Source organism: Methylobacterium planeticum (assembly GCF_008806345.1).
GTDB classification, from domain to species: Bacteria; Pseudomonadota; Alphaproteobacteria; order Rhizobiales; family Beijerinckiaceae; genus Methylobacterium; species Methylobacterium planeticum.
In genome coordinates this window covers 66,133-79,117 of record NZ_VZZJ01000005.1, presented here as the reverse complement: position 1 = coordinate 79,117, position 12,985 = coordinate 66,133, and the positions used below count along the sequence as shown (strand labels likewise).

The following is a 12,985-nucleotide window of genomic DNA, read 5'->3' as shown; positions in this document are numbered from 1 at the left end:
GCACCATTGGAACGGAAGCCGACTGTAACGGCAGGCCGACAATGCAGTGTGCAAGGCTACGGGGCGGACGCCTGAAATCCTTGGGAAGGAAAGATAAAATGATGAAGAACTGGCTCGCCGCAGGCGCGGTGGCGCTCTCGGTCGGCATGACGGCGACGGCCGCCTTTGCTCAGACGACCACGGTCCCGGGCGAGCAGGTCGGTCTCGCCACCGGTGCTCCGCTCCCCGAGGGCGTGTACGCACTGAATACCTTCACCTACCGCCGCACCGACGCTCCGTTCTCGCCCGATACGGCCGTGAACATCCCGGTGCTGGTGTGGTCGACCCCGCTGAAGCCCCTCGATGGCCGCATCGAGCTGCTCGTCGCTCCCCCGACCGTGTTCGCCTGGACCCGTAACCGGGCCGGCGTCGCCAACCGCGACATCTCGATCAACGTCGGTACCTTCGTCGGCGGTATCTGGGCGTTCGACCTCGGCAACAACTTCGGCGTCAGCCTCCTCGGCGGTGTCTACCTGAACGACCTGAACGGTGACCGCGGTTCGCTCGGCATCGGCCTCGCCGGCACCCCCGTGCTGCCGCAGCTCGCGTCGAACACCTACCGCTTCGGCATCGCCGGCAGCTACACCGGTGACGGCTGGAACCTCACCGCCAACCTGACCGCCAACATCTACGACTCGCCCGGCCGCTTCCCCGGTCAGGTCGGCGCTGCCATCGGCCCGATCAACATCTCCGACTCGCTGAACATCGACCTCACGGCGACGAAGAAGTTCGGCAAGTTCGAGATCGGCGCCGTCGGTTACGGCACGGTCAACTTCGACATCGGCCCGTTCAGCGCCGCTGCCGGCAACCGCGGCCGCTTCGCCCTCGGTGGCCTCATCGGCTACGACTTCGGACCCTTCACGGCGCAGTTCTACATCGCTCGCGACGTCGCCACCGGCGCCACCTACACCACGGCGTTCGGTCGGACCCGCGACAACTACTCGACGGATGGCTGGTTCCGCATCATCGCGCCGCTCTACACGGTGGCTGCTGCTCCGGCTCCGGTCCCGGCGCCGCTCATCCGCAAGTACTGAGACCCATCGGCATCCGGCCTGGAGCGATCCAGGCCGGGACCGATCCTTCGACGAGAGCCGTCCGGCCCCTGGGCCGGGCGGCTCTCTCGTTTGCGATGCCCCGTGACGCTCGATCGGCACGGATGCCGTGCCGATCGATCAATTGCGCGAAACCTTTCCGCGGACGGCCCCGTAGAGGCCGGCGTGACCCCGATGACGGGGCCAGACGAGAGGTAACGCCCATGATGAAGTCCTTGCACGGCCGCCCGCGCGCGTCCCGGTTCGCCGCTGCCGCCCTGGCGATGGCGATCGGCGCGGCCCTGCCCGCCGTGGCCCTGGCCAAGAACCCGATGGTCGGCGGAGCGCCGATGTACGCCTCGAAGACCATCGTGGAGAATGCGGTCAACTCGAAGGACCACACCACGCTGGTCGCCGCCGTGAAGGCCGCGGGTCTCGTCGAGACGCTCAGCGGCCCGGGTCCGTTCACGGTCTTCGCGCCGACCAACGCGGCCTTCGCCAAGCTGCCGCCGGGCACCGTCGAGACGCTGGTTCAGCCGCAGAACAAGGCGACGCTCACGGGTATTCTGACCTACCACGTGGTTCCGGGAGCGCTGACCGCGCGCGACCTGACGGCGCTGGTCAAGCAGGGCGGCGGCGAGGCGCAGATCAAGACGGTCCAGGGTGAGCCCCTGGTCGTGCAGGCCAAGGGCAAGAAGATCTACGTGACCGACGTCAAGGGCAACACCGCCACCGTCACGATCGCCAACGTGATGCAGTCGAACGGCGTCATCCACGTGATCAACGGCGTCCTGCAGCCCTGAGGCTCCGCCGCGCGCCCCCGGCTCTCCGAGCCGGGGGCGTTTCCGTGCCGCGATCGTGCTCAGTCGCGGATCAGCTGGCCCGTGTAGATCACCTGGCCGGTGGGCTGGCCGGTCGGCGAACCGCCCGGCGGCTCGACCGAGACGGCGAACACGCCCTGCCCCGTCCGGGCCGCGTCGGGCAGCGGGATCCGGCTCGCATCCGTGCCGATCAGGCCGAGGGGCTTCGGAGCCTCGCCCGCGCCGACGTACCAGAGCTGGAGGCTGCGCCCGGCCGGCGCCTCGGCCTTCACGGGCCGCACCGAGGCCGTGCCGGTCGCCGTGTCGATGTTGACGATGAGGGCCGGCAGGGCTCCGCCGCTCGTCACGACGGCGACGTAGCGCCCGCCTGTTGGCGGCGCCGGGGTCGGCGCGAGGCGCGGTGCGAGGGCGACGAACAACCCGAGCCCCGCCGCCACGAGGCCGGCCCCGGCCGTTGCGAGGCGCCAGCGGCCGACCTGCCGGCTGAGGTCGCGCACCCGGTTGTCGTTGGCGGCCCCGCCGGGCAGGGCCCTCACGATCGCCTCCCAGACGCGCGGGCTCGGCTGCTCCTCGGGGATCGCCAGAACGAGGGGGGCGAGGCGGTCCTCCCAGGCCCGCACCGCGGCGGCGCTCACCGGATCGATGGTGCGCTCGTGTTCGAAGGCCGCTCGCTCCGCCGCGGGCAACGTCCCGAGCACGTACTCGGCCGCCCGCAGGTCGCGGTCGTCGGGGCCCGCGGCGCCGGCGCTCACGAGACCACCTCCAGGCAGCCCTTGAGGCTCGCCAGCGCGCGGTGCAGCCAGGTCTTGATGGTGTTCACGGGGCGGTCATAGCGCTGGGCGAGCTCCTCGCGGGAGTAGCCCTGGCAATAGGCCAGCACCACGCAATCGCGATGGGCCGGATCGAGCCGCCCGAGGCAGGCCCGGAGCGCGTCGCGGCTCAGGAGGCGCGTCTCGCTGTCGCTCGGATCGGCGAGGCGCTCCAGCCAGTCTTCTCCGTCCTCGTGCACCGGGCCCTGAACCTCTCCTTTGCGGCGGACGACATCGATCGCGCGGTTCCGCGCGATGGCGCAGAGCCAGGAGAGCGGTCGGCCCGCTTCCGGTGTGTAGGATCCGGCAGCCTGCCAGACCCGCAGGTAGACGTCCTGGAGGACGTCCTCAGCCGCGGATCGGTCGCGCTGTATACGGAGGATGATCCCGTAAAGTTGCGCGGCGGTGAGGTCGTAGAGGGTCCGGAGCGCCGCCTGATCCTGGCCTGCGATGTCGCGGAGAAGCCGTGTCAGGACCGCATCGTCACGCAAGGGGACAGACCTTCTCGTTGCGCGACATGGTGTTGACCGTTCCTGCGGGGCCGTGATGGCGGGCGCCACCCTAATGCATTTTCGCGCCCTGTGGACCCGATTGCACCGAGATCCTGCGTACAATCCGGCGTCCTTGCCGCACGGCTTGCCGGCACGCGGGCGGCGGCGCGCAGGCGTCGCGTGCCGAGACGGACGCCGCTGCGCCGCGCCGGGTGTCGAGGCCGTCGCCGGCGACCTATCTGAGAATGGGGCACGCGCTCGCAAGCCGCTGCGGGCCGCCCCCAACCGGAAGGATCGGATGCCCATGGCCTCGCACGGCGACTGGAAGATCCCCGCTTCCGTGCAGCCCAAGCCGGGCGACTACGCGTACGACCTCGACCGCGCGCTGAGCGCGGTGGTGGCCCTGTCCACGCGGGTTCCGCCCGAGGCGTTCACGGCCGAGACGCTCGGCACCGAGCGGGCGGGCAACGGCGTCGTGATCCGGGCGGACGGGCTCGTCCTCACCGTCGGCTACCTGATCATGGAAGCCGAGACGGTCTGGCTCACGACCCATGACGGGCGCTCCGTGCCCGGCCATGTGGTCGGGTTCGACGCGGCCACGGGGTTCGGCCTCGTCCAGGCCCTGCAGCCCCTCGGACTTCCGGCCCTGCAGATCGGGCGCTCCGAGAGCCTCGGGGTCGGGGATCGGGCCGTTCTGGCCGGGGCCGGCGGCCGGACGCGCAGCGTCGCGGCCGAGATCATCGCCCGGCAGGAATTCGCGGGCTATTGGGAATACCTGCTCGAGGAGGCGCTGTTCTCCGCGCCCTCGCACCCCCACTGGGGTGGCACGGCCCTGATCGGGCCGACCGGTGAGCTCATGGGAATCGGCTCCCTGCAATTGCAGCAGGGGGGCGCCTCGGGCGGGCGCATGATCAACATGGTGGTGCCGATCGACCTGCTCGGTCCGATCCTCGACGACCTGACCGCGCGCGGGCGCCCGAACCGGCCGGCCCGCCCCTGGCTCGGCCTCTACGCCACCGAGAGCGACGAGGGCGTGGTGGTGATGGGCCTCGCCGACGACGGGCCGGCGGAGCACGCGGACCTGCGTGCCGGCGATATCGTGGAAGCCGTGGCGGGCGAGCCTGTCGCCGACCTCGCGGATTTCTTCCGTCGCATCTGGGCACTCGGCGAGGCTGGGGTCCGGGTGCCGTTGACCGTCCGGCGGGACGGGCAGGCCCACAAGCTCGCGGTCACCTCCGCGGACCGGGAGCGCTTCCTGATGAGTCCCCAGCTGCATTGATCGCGTGCGCTGCAGCATTCTCAAAATTCCGTAAACATCTCGGACATTCGAACCGAAATGACCTGCCTTGATCCTGTGCAGGGCCAGATTCTGTCGAATTCCTGAGCTGACGTGCCGAATCTGCATGGCAGGCCTCCAGTCGCGCCTCTGACGAAGCGGACGCCAGGCGCCTATATCGCAATGCAACATAACAAGAGGTCGCCGGCCGAAGAAGTCGACGATCCCCGCAGAGAAGAGTACCCGCCATGTCTTTCCTTGTGTCCAAGATCCGCAACTATCTCCGCTACCGCGAGACGGTGCAGGAACTCTCCCGACTGTCGAACCGCGATCTCAACGATCTCGGCATCAGCCGGAGCGAGATCCGCCGCATCGCCCGCGGTCACGCGGTCTGAGCGGTCGCCTTCGGGCAAGCTTCGGAACGTTGCGAGACCAGCGCCCGCCGATTTCGGCGGGCGTTCTCGTTTGCGGCCCCTGCCGGGCTGGGCGTCCCCGCAGACATGCGTTGACCCGCGACATGCGTTGATTTGAAACCGGCGGATCCGATATGCCGGGGCATGTCCGGATCAGCACCCATCCATGTCATCGGCGGCGGTCTCGCGGGCTCGGAGGCCGCGTGGCAGCTCGCCGAGCGCGGCCACCCGGTCGTCCTTCACGAGATGCGACCCCGGCGCGGCACCGACGCGCACCAGACGGACGGCCTCGCCGAACTCGTCTGCTCGAATTCCTTTCGTTCCGACGACGCGAACGGCAACGCCGTGGGCCTGCTGCACCAGGAGATGCGCAGTCTCGGCTCCCTGATCATGCGGGCCGGCGATGCCCATCAGGTGCCCGCGGGCGGGGCCCTGGCGGTCGACCGCGACGACTTCTCGCAGAGCGTGACGCGGGCGCTCGCGGCGCATCCGAACGTCACCCTCGCCCGCGAGGAGGTCGATGGACTGCCCCCGGCGGCGTGGGAACGCGTCATCGTGGCGACCGGTCCCCTCACCTCCCCGGCGCTCGCGGCCGCGATCGGCGCGCTGACGGGGACGCAATCCCTCGCCTTCTTCGATGCCATCGCGCCGATCGTCCACCGGGACTCGATCGACCTGGGCAAGGCCTGGTTCCAGTCCCGCTACGACAAGGCCGGGCCGGGCGGCACCGGTGCCGACTACATCAACTGTCCCCTCGACCGTGAGCAATACGACGCCTTCATCCAGGCGCTGATCGACGGGGAGAAGGCGAGCTTCAAGGAATGGGAGGCCACGACCCCCTATTTCGACGGCTGCCTGCCGATCGAGGTGATGGCCGAGCGCGGTCCCGAGACCCTGCGTCACGGGCCGATGAAGCCCGTGGGACTCACGAACCCGCACGATCCGACCGTGAAGGCCTGCGCCATCGTCCAGCTGCGCCAGGACAACGCGCTCGGCACCCTCTACAACATGGTGGGGTTCCAGACGAAGCTGCGCCATGCCGAGCAGGTCCGGATCTTCCGCACCATCCCGGGGCTTGAGAACGCGGAATTCGCCCGGCTCGGCGGCCTGCACCGCAACACCTACCTCGACTCGCCCCGCCTCCTCGACGCGACGCTGCGCCTGAAGGCCGAGCCGCGGCTCCGCTTCGCCGGCCAGATCACGGGCTGCGAGGGCTATGTCGAGAGCGCCGCGATCGGCCTGATGGCCGGGCGGTTCGCGGCCGCCGAGGCCGAGGGCCGCACGCTCCCGCCCCTGCCCCAGACCACGGCCCTCGGTGCCCTGATCGCCCACATCACCGGCGGCCATATCGCGGCCGAGGATCAGGGCGCACCCCGCTCGTTCCAGCCGATGAACGTCAATTTCGGCCTGTTCCCGCCCCTCGCCCAGGCTCCGCGCAACGAGACCGGGCGGCGGCTGCGCGGGCCCGAGAAGGCGGTGCTGAAGAAGCGGGCGATCACGGACCGGGCCCGGGCCGACCTCGCCGGGTGGATCGACGCGACGACCCCCTCTCCGCTCGCGGCGGAATGATCAGACCGGCTTGAACTCCAACAGGCGGCGCCCCGGCCGGTGGCCTTCCTCGCCGGTCTCGCGGAAGCCGAGCTTGTGCAGGAGGTCCCAGGAGGCGACGTTGCCGGGGCGGCACTCGGCGACGATCAGGCGATGCGGGAAGCGGCGCGACAGGAGCGCCAGGATGCCGTCGACCGCCTCCGACGCGAAGCCCTGGCCGCGCGCGGCGCCGCCGATCCAGTAGCCGATCTCGATCGCGCCCGGGCCGCGCAGATGCGTGCCCACGACCCCGACCAATCCCTCCCGCTGCGAGCCTTGTCTCTCCCGGAGCCAGGCTCCGAGGAAGCGGTCGCTGCCGCGATGACCGCTGCGGATCAGGTCCTGCGCATCCTCGAGGGTGAAGGGAGCGTGCAGGAAATCGACCGCCCCCGTGATGGCGGGGTCGTCGGTGAGCGTCCGCACGGCCTCGGCATCGCCCGGCGCGAGGCCCGCGATGCGCAGTCGCGCGGTTTCGAGGCCGGGCAGGTCGGCGAGACTGTCTCGCGAGGGGCGGCGACGGAAGAACATCCCGCGAGATGTGGCGTCCGCGCGCGCCGGGAAAAGTCACGTCGCCGGAGTGCCGGTTAATCCCACGCTCACGAAAGAACCCGCCCCGGCGGACCGGGACGGGCTCGATCGTCGGCGCTGCGCGGCGCGGGCCCCTACGGGACGGCCGGGTGGATCACCATGGCGGTGAACGGGTAGACGTAGGCCTGCAGCATCACCAGGCCGCCGACGAGGCAGGCGAGCGCGATCGAGTGCCAGAACACGAAGCGCAGGATCTTGCCTTCCTGGCCGAAATAGCCGGTGGCGGTCGAGGCGACGACGATCGACTGGGCGTCGATCATCTTGCCCATCACGCCGCCCGACGAGTTCGCCGAGGCCATCAGGATGCCGGACAGGCCGAGCTGCTCCGAGGTGATCTTCTGCAGGCCGCCGAAGAGCACGTTGGAGGCCGTATCCGAGCCCGTCAGCGCGACGCCGAGCCAGCCGAGCAGGGTGCCGAAGAACGGGTAGAGGATGCCGGTTCCGGCGAAGGCGAGGCCGAGCGTCGCGTCGACGCCGGCGTAACGGGTGAGCACGCCGAGCGCCAGCATCGCCGCGATGGTGATGAGCGAGTAGCGCAGCACCCAGATCGTCTCGAGATAGGCGGTGATCAGGCGCAGCGGCGAGAAGCGCATGATCAGGCCCGAGATCAGCGCCGCGATCAGCACGCCGGTGCCCGTGTAGGACATGTAGGTGAAGAGGAAGACGGCCGCTTCCGCCTTCGGCTTCGCCTCGACCGGCGGCACCTTCATGATCAGGTTGTGAAGGCCCGGCACCTCGTATTTCCAGGTGAAGAGCGGGTTCACGATGCCCTTGAACCAGCCGGTGCCCCAGATTGCCACGACCAACGAGAGGATGATCCACGGCACCCAGGCCAACAGGATCTCGCGGGAGCTGGCGGTGCGGCCGCCGACAGGGACCTTCGGCAGGTCGCCCGGCACGGCCGCGCCGACGGAGGCGGGCCGCGGCTCGCCGTAGCCGATGGACGGGTCGTTCCCGCGCAGGGCCGGGGAGGTCCAGACCTCCGCAGGCTGCCAGACCTTCAGGAACAGCACCAGCGCGCCCATCGAGACGAGGGATGCGCCGATATCGACGATCCAGGGGTTCACGTAGTTCGAGATCAGGAACTGGGCGGCCGCGAAGGAGGCGCCGCAGACCAGGATCGGCTGCCAGACCCGGAGCATGCCGCGGAAGCCCGCGAACACCCAGATCAGCCAGAAGGGCACCAGGAGCGAGAAGAAGGGCAGCTGCCGTCCGATCATCGCGCCGAGGATGTAGGGATCGTAGCCCGTGACCGAGGCGAGGCCCTGGATCGGGGCGCCGAGCGCGCCGTAGGCGACGGGCGCGGTATTGGCGATGAGCGAGAGGCCGGAGGCCGCCAGCGGCGAGAAGCCGAGGCCGATCAGGATGGCGCCCGTCACCGCCACCGGCGTGCCGAAGCCGCCGGCGCCCTCGAAGAAGGCGCCGAACGCGAAGGCGACGAGCAGGAGCTGGATGCGCCGGTCCTGCGTGATGTCCGCCACCGATTGCTGCAGCGTCGCGAACCAGCCCTTCTCCACCGTCAGGCGGTAGAGGAAGATGACGTTGAGGATGATCCAGCCGATCGGGAAGAAGCCCGTCACCATGCCGAGAAGCGACGCGCGGGTGGCGAGGCCGGCCGGCATTCCGAAGGCGAAGACCGCGACCACGAAGGCCAGGACAAGGGACAGGACGGCGGCGATATGCGCCTTGACCTTGCCGCTCGCGATCATGCCGAGCAGGGCGATGACCGGTAGCGAGGCCGCGAGCGTCGAGAGCCACGCGTTGCCGAACGGATCGTAGACTTGGTTCCAGGTTTCCACGGGCGTCGCGCTCCTCCGCGGGCCCGATCTCCGGCCGGACCCTTGGGGCGTGTGCTAGCAGAGCGGGTAATCCGGCTCAACGCGCATTTATTAAGTGTTCAAAAGGTGTTGCTTGCGTGCAGGACGGGCTGGTTCCGGCCGGGATCGGACCCCCAAACGAGCGTTGCGGCGGGTCGGATGAGCGGGAGGGTTTCTTAAGGATATTTTCCTTGAGGCGTGAATACGTCATTCCTCGGTATGAATGCGTACGCAACGATCCTTCGAGTTTACGCCGCCTTAAGCGCGCCGGCGCCCCTTGGACGCGCGGGTGGGGATCAGGGATCATGGCTGAGAAGCGCGGCGGCAGCTGGGGGGAAGGTGAGCTCTACGACGCGCTCTGCCTCCTGATGATCGGCGTCTGCTGCTGGATCATCGGAGCGCAGTTTCACGTCTTCGCTGCCCTCCACGGCTTCATCCTCGCCCATGACCTGTCGAATCAGCTGATGCTGGGCCTCGTCATGGGCTTCGCCATGATGGTGGTGAGCCTGCGCAAGTCGCTGAAGCTGCGTCAGGCCATGCTGGAGCGGGACGCCACGACCGCCCGGGCCGAATCCATCGCGCGCCACGACGCGTTGACGGGCCTCGCCAACCGGCGCCTCTTCCTCGAGGCTGTGGAGGCCCGGCGGCGCGCGACCGGGGCGGAGCCCTCCTCCGCCGTCCTCCTCGTCGACCTCGACCGCTTCAAGCCCGTGAACGATCTGTACGGCCACGCGGCGGGCAACGCAGTCCTGTGCGCGGTCGCCGAGCGTCTCGCTGGGTTGCTGCCCGCCCGCGGCGTCGCGGCCCGGATCGGCGGCGATGAATTCGCGCTGGTCGTGCCGCTCGAGGGCGGCAGCGAGGCCCTTGCCCGCCTCGCCCAGGCGATGATCGGCAGCATCGCGGCCCCGATCCTGTGGAACGACAACGCGCTGAAGGTCGGCGCGACAATCGGCATCGCGCTGATCACGCACGACGATGCCGATGCCGAGGTCGCGCTCCACGCCGCCGACCTCGCCATGTACCAGGGCAAGAAGGATGGGCGCGGAAATTATCGGGTCTTCAAGAGCGCCATGGATGTCGAGCTGAAGGCACGTGCCCAGCTCGAGAGCGAGTTGCGCGCCGCGATCATGAACGGGGAGATCGAACCGTTCTACCAGCCGGTGGTCTCGCTCCCGGAACGGACCCTGATCGGCGTCGAGGTTCTGGCCCGATGGCGCCACCCGACCCGGGGTCTGCTCGCCCCCGCCCGCTTCATCACCATCGCCGAGGAGACCGGGCTGATCGCCGATCTGAGCTACCGGCTCCTGCGCCAGGCCTGCCGCGATGCCCGGGACTGGCCGGTCCACTTGCAGATCGCCCTCAATATCTCCCCCCAGCAATTCCAGGATGCCGGGCTCTCCGAGCGCATCCTGGCCATCCTCAACGAGACCGGCCTGGCGCCGAACCGGCTCGAGGTGGAGATCACCGAGACCGCGCTGGTGCAGGATCTCGAGGCCGCCCGCACCACGCTGACGTCCTTGCAGAACCTCGGCGTGCGGATCGCCCTCGACGATTTCGGCACGGGGTATTCCAGCTTGTATCACCTGCGCGAGCTGAAGTTCGACAAGCTGAAGATCGACCGCAGCTATGTCGACACGATCACGATGAGCGACGAGCGGGCGAAGCTCGTGGACGCGATCATCAAGCTCAGCGCCAGCCTCGGCCTCGTCACCACCGCCGAAGGGATCGAGACCGACGCGAGTCTGGACTGGCTCTCGACCCAAGGCTGCGATTTCGGCCAGGGCTATCTCTTCGGCGCACCGATGCCCAAATCCGAGATCGACACCCTGGTGAGCATCGATCCGGCGGTGATCAAGGCGCGCCTCGCCGCATGAGGATTCGTCAGCGAATCCGGCGCGCCGCCCGCCACAGCCGCCACAGCCGGCGCCAGCGCGGGATCTCCACCACCGTGTTGAGCGGATCGTAGGCCGGTCGCTCCATGGCGCCGAGATAGGGCTCGACCAGCGCCATCGGCAGGAAGGCGGGCTGCGCGGCGGGCGAGATCGTGGCGCGGGCCGCCTCGTAGGCCGAGAGGTGGCGTCGGGCGAGAGCCCGCAGGTCCGCCGCAGCCCCGCGCAGGCCCGGCCCGCCCCGACCCGTGACGATGTCCTCGCGGGTCACCCCGTGGGCGCGCAGGGTGTCGGCCGGCAGGTAGACCTGCCCCCCGCGCGCGTGCCAGGGCAGCGCCCGCAGCAGGCCGGTGATGCCGTAGGCGACGCCCGCGTGACCGGCCGCCGCCGCGCCGCCGGGCTCGGCCCCATCGCACAGAATCAGGCTCGCGAGGCGGAACAGCGACGAGGCGGTCTCGCCGCAATAGCCCTCCAGGTCGTTCACCCGCGGCATCGGATCGTCGTAGAGGTCGAAGACCCGGGCATCGATCAGGTCGACGAAGGGCTGGCGTCCGAGCCGGCGCGCGACGATGGCATCGTCCAGGGCCGCCGCGACCGGGTTCGCCTTGACATCGCCGCGGGCCTCGCCCTGGAGCGCATCGCGCCACCATTGCAGGCGGATCTCGCCGGCCATCGGGTTGGCGGCGGCCTCCCGCACCCGCGCCACGGTCAGGCTGAAGGCGTAGAGGGCGAAGAGGTGCGGGCGCAGGGCGGCCGGCGCGAACAGCGTCGCAAAGTAGCGGTCCGGGTCGCCCTCGCGGATCAGTCCCTCGCAATGGCGGAAGGCGAAGTCCAGTCCGTTGCCGGTCCTGGGGCTGATCTCGGTCTCGCTCACGCGACGGCGATCAGGGCGGCGGCGACCTTGCGGTTCTCCGCCATCAGGATGTTGTAGGTGCGCGCCGCCGCTCCCGTCTGCATCACGTCGAGGCCGATGCCGTTCTGCCTGAGCCAGGCGCGCAGGTCGGGCGCGAGGGGGGCGATGTCGAGGCCGGTCCCAACGAGAAGAAGCTCGATGGCGCCGGCTTCCGTCTGGACCGGGCGCAACGCCGTCCTGTCGATAGCGCGAACCTCGTGGACGTCCCAAGCCCGGATGCCGGAGGGCAGGACCAGGATCGAGCCGCGATGCGACATCTCGGCGAAGCGGAAGCCGCCGTCGCCGTAGGCATCGATGAGGTAGCGGCCGGGGACGAAGCCGTCGTGCAGACGGCGGGGCTCGTTCATCCGGGCGTTGTCTCCTACTCCGCCGCCTGTGCCAAGCCGCCGCGCTCGCGCGCCGCGCTCTTCGCGCCCGACAGCATCAGGCCGAGATAGATCAATACCGGAGTCGAGACGAAGATCGCCGAGTAGGTGCAGATCACGACGCCGCACAGCATCACCACCGCGAAGCCGCGGATCGCCTCGCCCCCGAACAGGACCAGGGCCGTCAGCGACAGCGCGGTCGAGATCGACGTCATCACCGTGCGCGACATCGTGGAGTTGATCGAGAGATTGAGAAGCTCGACGGTCGGGATGGTCTTGTAGCGGCGCATCAGCTCGCGGGTGCGGTCGAACACCACCACGGTCTCGTTCAGCGAGTAGCCGACGATGGTCAGGATCGCGGCGATCGAGGTCATGTTGAACTCAATGCGGCTGAGGATGAAGATGCCGACGGTCAGCACGATGTCGTGCAGGGTGCCGACAATGGCGCCGAGCGCGAGCTCCCGCTCGAACCGGAACCACAGGTAGAGCAGGACCGCGATGACGGAGAGGACCACGCCGAGGGTGCCGGACTGGACCAGCTCGCCGGAGACCCGGGGGCCGACCGTCTCGGTGCGGCGGAACTCGTAATCGGTGTCGAAGGCGGCGTGCGCCTTCTGCATCACCGCGGTCTGGCCCTGCTCGCCGGCCTGAAGCGGAAAGCGCACCAGGATGTTGCCCTGGCCGCCGAGCTCCTGAACCTCGGACTCGCCGAAGCCGAAGCCGTTGGCGGTGTGGCGCACCGCGGCCACATCGGCCGTTCCGGATTTCGCCTGCAGCTCGACGAGGGTGCCGCCCTTGAAGTCGATGCCGAAGTTCAGGCCCATCGTGAGGAACAGCACGACGGTGATCACCGACATCGCCGCCGAGAGCGGGAAGCTGTAGCGGCGATACCGCATGAAGTCGAAGTGCGACTCGTCGGGCCAGAGGCGGAGCAGGCGCATGATCG

At 69.4% G+C, this 12,985-nt stretch carries 13 protein-coding genes; 6 read left to right on the top strand and 7 right to left on the bottom strand.

From position 1 onward, the window contains the following. Positions 1-98 precede the first annotated feature (98 nt). The gene (locus F6X51_RS07735) at positions 99-1,073 is read left to right on the top strand and encodes a transporter (RefSeq protein WP_150962664.1); all 975 of its coding nucleotides are present in this window, start codon (positions 99-101) and stop codon (positions 1,071-1,073) included. A gap of 221 nt (positions 1,074-1,294) precedes the next feature. Further along, positions 1,295-1,873, top strand: coding sequence for a fasciclin domain-containing protein (locus F6X51_RS07730; protein ID WP_191970035.1), 579 nt, complete (start codon positions 1,295-1,297; stop codon positions 1,871-1,873). A gap of 59 nt (positions 1,874-1,932) precedes the next feature. On the opposite strand, the gene F6X51_RS07725 is transcribed toward F6X51_RS07730, so the two are convergent. Further along, positions 1,933-2,643 carry an anti-sigma factor gene (locus F6X51_RS07725; protein WP_150962663.1) on the bottom strand — a complete coding sequence of 237 codons (711 nt, stop codon included), beginning with the start codon at positions 2,641-2,643 and terminating at the stop codon, positions 1,933-1,935. Then, complete coding sequence (locus F6X51_RS28520) at positions 2,640-3,191, bottom strand: sigma-70 family RNA polymerase sigma factor (protein ID WP_150962662.1); 552 nt, start codon at positions 3,189-3,191, stop codon at positions 2,640-2,642. The genes F6X51_RS07725 and F6X51_RS28520 overlap by 4 nt, the downstream gene beginning before the upstream one ends. A gap of 304 nt (positions 3,192-3,495) precedes the next feature. Here F6X51_RS28520 and F6X51_RS07715 point away from each other — a divergent pair, with 304 nt between their 5' ends. The 3 genes from F6X51_RS07715 to trmFO all read left to right on the top strand — a co-directional run bounded on the left by F6X51_RS07715 (position 3,496) and on the right by trmFO (position 6,449). Further along, on the top strand, positions 3,496-4,470 hold the full coding sequence (locus F6X51_RS07715; protein WP_150962661.1) for a S1C family serine protease: 975 nt from the start codon (positions 3,496-3,498) through the stop codon (positions 4,468-4,470). Positions 4,471-4,715: 245 nt separating this feature from the next. Then, entirely contained in the window at positions 4,716-4,862 is a 147-nt protein-coding gene (locus F6X51_RS07710; protein WP_150962660.1) for a DUF1127 domain-containing protein, read from the top strand. Positions 4,863-5,024: 162 nt separating this feature from the next. Further along, positions 5,025-6,449: a methylenetetrahydrofolate--tRNA-(uracil(54)-C(5))-methyltransferase (FADH(2)-oxidizing) TrmFO gene (trmFO, locus tag F6X51_RS07705; protein WP_150962659.1), complete on the top strand. Its 1,425-nt coding sequence runs from the start codon at positions 5,025-5,027 to the stop codon at positions 6,447-6,449. On the opposite strand, the gene F6X51_RS07700 is transcribed toward trmFO, so the two are convergent. Both F6X51_RS07700 and F6X51_RS07695 read right to left on the bottom strand, forming a co-directional pair. Then, on the bottom strand, positions 6,450-6,995 hold the full coding sequence (locus F6X51_RS07700; protein ID WP_150962658.1) for a GNAT family N-acetyltransferase: 546 nt from the start codon (positions 6,993-6,995) through the stop codon (positions 6,450-6,452). A 134-nt stretch (positions 6,996-7,129) separates the two neighbouring features. Next, positions 7,130-8,854, bottom strand: coding sequence for an L-lactate permease (locus tag F6X51_RS07695; RefSeq protein WP_150962657.1), 1,725 nt, complete (start codon positions 8,852-8,854; stop codon positions 7,130-7,132). 323 nt (positions 8,855-9,177) lie between these two features. Here F6X51_RS07695 and F6X51_RS07690 point away from each other — a divergent pair, with 323 nt between their 5' ends. Beyond that, a complete protein-coding gene (locus F6X51_RS07690) occupies positions 9,178-10,746 on the top strand; it encodes a putative bifunctional diguanylate cyclase/phosphodiesterase (RefSeq protein ID WP_150962656.1) in 1,569 nt (522 codons plus the stop codon). A gap of 7 nt (positions 10,747-10,753) precedes the next feature. Here F6X51_RS07690 and F6X51_RS07685 read toward each other — a convergent pair whose 3' ends face one another. The 3 genes from F6X51_RS07685 to secF are packed head-to-tail and all read right to left on the bottom strand — an operon-like array spanning position 10,754 to position 12,980. After that, entirely contained in the window at positions 10,754-11,635 is an 882-nt protein-coding gene (locus tag F6X51_RS07685) for a phytoene/squalene synthase family protein (RefSeq protein ID WP_150962655.1), read from the bottom strand. Next, entirely contained in the window at positions 11,632-12,021 is a 390-nt protein-coding gene (locus tag F6X51_RS07680; protein ID WP_150962654.1) for an Mth938-like domain-containing protein, read from the bottom strand. Before F6X51_RS07680 ends, F6X51_RS07685 begins: the two co-directional genes overlap by 4 nt. A gap of 14 nt (positions 12,022-12,035) precedes the next feature. Next, a complete protein-coding gene (gene secF, locus F6X51_RS07675) occupies positions 12,036-12,980 on the bottom strand; it encodes a protein translocase subunit SecF (protein ID WP_150962653.1) in 945 nt (314 codons plus the stop codon). Positions 12,981-12,985 lie beyond the last annotated feature (5 nt).